Annotated in this window: 2 protein-coding genes and 1 pseudogene; all 3 read left to right on the forward strand. The window is 66.7% G+C overall.

Translation table 11 applies throughout. The annotated features are described in order from the left end of the window. Positions 1-398: pseudogene (locus tag IC50_RS21745) on the forward strand (hypothetical protein); the annotation flags it as partial. Between the two features lie 16 nt (positions 399-414). Beyond that, entirely contained in the window at positions 415-2,124 is a 1,710-nt protein-coding gene (locus IC50_RS21750; RefSeq protein ID WP_035709484.1) for a S8 family serine peptidase, read from the forward strand. Positions 2,125-2,707: 583 nt separating this feature from the next. Next, positions 2,708-3,484, forward strand: coding sequence for a TIGR03809 family protein (locus IC50_RS21755; protein ID WP_050991054.1), 777 nt, complete (start codon positions 2,708-2,710; stop codon positions 3,482-3,484). The last annotated feature ends 147 nt before the right edge of the window (positions 3,485-3,631 follow it).

Consider the following 3,631-nt stretch of genomic DNA (forward strand, 5'->3'; position numbering starts at 1 on the left):
CGACCTTCTTCGCGAGCCTGTCGCCGCGGACGCTGGCGTGGTCGGCGGGCCTCGGCGCCGTCGCACTCGTGCTGCAGGCCGGAATCATCGGCGCCGTGCTCATGAAGAACCAGCCGGCGACCTTCCAGACGGCTTCGCTCTCGACCGGCGCGCCGATCACGCGCGAACTTGCCGGCTCCGCTGCGCCGGCGCGCGCGTTGGTGCGATTCACGCCCGAGGCGCGCGTCGCCGACATCACCGCGCTGCTCGACAGCTACCAGGCTTCGATCATCGGCGACGCCAAGGGCGGCATGTTCCGTCTCCAGTTCGACAAGGCGATGAGCCAGGACGAGCTCGCCTCGCTGCTCGGCAGGATGCAGCGCGAGAAGTTCGTCAACCTCGCCGTCGCGGCGCCCTAGGCGCGCCGCTGAGCCGATGACGGGCGAGTCCGAGAGCAGGGTGCGTGCCGCGGCCTACGCTTCATCCGTCGCGGCCGCGCTTCTGGTCACCTTCTGTCTCGGCGTCGAGGTTGCGAAGGCGCAGGCGATCATGCGTACGCCTACGATCAGCGTTCCCTCGCGCACGCCGACGATCTCTCCGAGCATCGCCCCGCGGGTCAGCCCGACCGTATCCGCCCGGGCGGTGTCGGTCGACCGCGGCCCGCGTCCGATCACGACCGCCCGGATCCCGTCGGCGCGGATAGGGCCGGCGCCGGTGCTGCCTTATGCGCGCTACTCCCCCAACCTCTACCCGGCCTGCACGGCGCCCTATCGAGCTGCCGACGGCGAGTGCCTGGCGCAGCCGAACGCGGGCGGTGAGGGCAGCGGGAAATCGGGCAAGAAGGGCGCAGGCAAGGGGCGCGGCAACAACACGCCGGTCGCGGTGAACCAGCGCACCTTCGCCAACGAATTCGTCGCCGAGATCGACGGCACCCTGTCGGTGACGGAGGCCGACGAGCTCGCGCGTCGCCACGGCCTCGCGCGCGTCGCATCCGAGAATTTTCCGCTGATTGGGGCGACGTTCGGCCTGTTCCGCATCACCGACGGCCGGCCATATGAGACGGTGCGGCGCGAGTTCGCGGCCGACGGCAGCGTGCGTTCGGTCCAGCCGAACTTCCGCTACGTGCTCCAGGACCAGAACCCGTCCGCGCCGGTCGAAGGCGATCCCGCACAATATGCACTGACGAAACTCCGCCTGCCGCAGGCGCATACGCTGGCGAACGGCGCCAACGTCACGGTTGCCGTGATCGATTCCAGCATCGACGCCAGGCATCCCGAACTCGCCAATTCCATCGCCGACAATTTCGATGCGCTCGGCAGTGCCGAAGGGCCGCACGTCCATGGCACCGGCATCGCCGGTGCCATCGTGGCGCATGCCCGTCTGATGGGCAGCGCGCCCGAGGCGCGCATCATCGCCATCCGGGCCTTCGGCGGTGCCAACGGCGGCGCCGAGAGCTCTTCCTACATCATCCTGCGCTCACTGAACTACGCCGCCGAGCACGGTGCGCAGATCGTCAATATGAGCTTTGCCGGTCCGAAGGACGCGGTCATCGAGCGCGCGATCGCGGCGACGGCCGCGCGCGGCCTCGTGCTGATCGCGGCCGCCGGCAATGCCGGCGCGAAATCGCCGCCGCTCTATCCGGCTGCCAATCCCAATGTGATCGCGGTCAGCGCGACGGATCGGCAGGACAGGTTGTTCTCCGCCTCCAACCGCGGCAACTACATCGCACTCGCAGCCCCCGGCGTCGACATCTTCCTGCCGGCACCCGACGGCAAATATCAGATGACCTCGGGAACCTCGTTCTCGGCGGCCCATGTCTCCGGCGTCGCGGCGCTGCTCCTCGAGCGCAACCACGCCCTGAAGCCGGAGGCGCTGCGCATGACGCTGGCAAAGACCGCGCGCGACCTCGGTTCACCCGGGCGTGACGACCTGTTCGGCGACGGTCAGACCGACGCGTTTGCCGCGGTCATGGCCGTTCCTGCCGACCGTGCGACGCCGGTTGCGACCGCGTCCGGTACAACAAAACGTGAAGATGCGGAGAAGCGTCGCGACGAGCCCGGCAGCCGCGCGATCGAGCAGCCCTCGCTGTCGAGCGCGGACGATAAATCCGCGGTTTCTCAGGCAGATAAGCCGGCGGCGCGATAGCGGCTGCGACCGAAGATCCGTGCGGGCCTAAGGCAAAAAAAGGCGCCCCCCCGCATTGAACGTTCAGCAAGCTGCCACGACCAACTGATGTGGGAGCGGTCATCCCTCCCCATCAGTCATATCAGGCGCGAGCGCCCATCCACCCCAAGCGCCCATATGGCTCGACCCGTCCGGTTGTCCCCCCGGACGGGTCTTTTCTTTTCAGCGCGTTCTTGAGCGAAGTGGATGCCGGTTCGCGTGAAGAAAGCGCGTCAAAACAAGAATCTAGAGCGTCGGTTCAGATTCAATCGGAACCGAAGCTTTGGGCATCCGATCTTTTGAAGCTCCGCATTCGTTCAGCTTGCGGTTGAGGATCGCCGCAGCCGTCCGTTGCTCTCGCGCAAGGCGCCGCAACTCCGTTATGCTTGTGCGAAGCTTGACTCGAAAACGCGGCAAATTTCCGGAGGACTACGGTATTTGATGACCAATGCCGTGTCGCTGCTGGACAACTCAAATCTTTTCCACAAAATATTCATGTCGCGTCTAAATTGATTCGTGTGCGTTGCGTCCCCCGCGTCCGTATTTTTTCCTGACGGGCTGGTTCATGACACATCGCCAAGAGTTCGTTCGCGACGCAGTCGCTGGGCGCGCCATCGCGGCGCGCTGGTGCGCTCTCGCCGAACAGCGCCTGCAACATCTCTCCGAGATGTTCGAGACCGGCCGTTGGCGCCGGTATCATTCCGAGATCGAATTCCTCGAAAACATCCAGGAAGCCAAGCGTGCGGTCCAGACCTGGCGCGCGCTCGCAACCGGCGGGGACGTCGCCGAGGCGGCTGCAAGCGTGACGCCCGCATTCGGTTGGTCGCCGGCGACGATGCCTCGCACCGCACCACGCGAGCAGCAGGCGCAGATCGTCCAGCCCAAGGCCGTTCACATCGCGCCTGAGACCGCTGTGGCGGTCAGGCTCGATCAGCAGCCGGACGTGCTCGCGGAGATCACCGAGGCACCGATCGCGGCGGTGTTGCCATCCGTCGCGATGGCGCCGCCCACTGCACCTGTCGCGGTGGCTTCGTTTACCGCCCCCGCCGAGATGCCGCCGCTCAAGGCTCCCGCCGCGAGGGCGCCGCTAAGCGCGCCTGCCGTGAGATCACCCCTTGCGCCCGCCGTCATGACGCCGCTCACCGCGCCCGAAGTGAGGCCGCCGCTCGGGGTGCCTGCCGTGAAGCTGCCGAAGACGGCGCCTGCGGCGATGGCAGCGCTCCTGCCGCAGTTCGCCCCGCCCGTCGCCGAAATCGTCGCGGCCCCCGAGCGGGTCGTTGAATTCACCTTCAGCCTCGATGGCCTGGAAGCGAAGTACCCGCTGCTCAGGAACGCGTTCTAGGGATGTTCAAGAGGGCGGCCGAACTTCTCCAACCCCGTCATCCTGAGGCGTGAGCCTTGCGGTGCAGAGCACCGCAAGAGCGAGCCTCGAAGGATGCACGGCCCGTCAGCAGCCGCACACCTAGAGCGTTTCACGTTTTGACTGAAG

This window comes from Bradyrhizobium genomosp. I (2014), assembly GCF_000261685.1.
Lineage (GTDB): Bacteria > Pseudomonadota > Alphaproteobacteria > Rhizobiales > Xanthobacteraceae > Bradyrhizobium.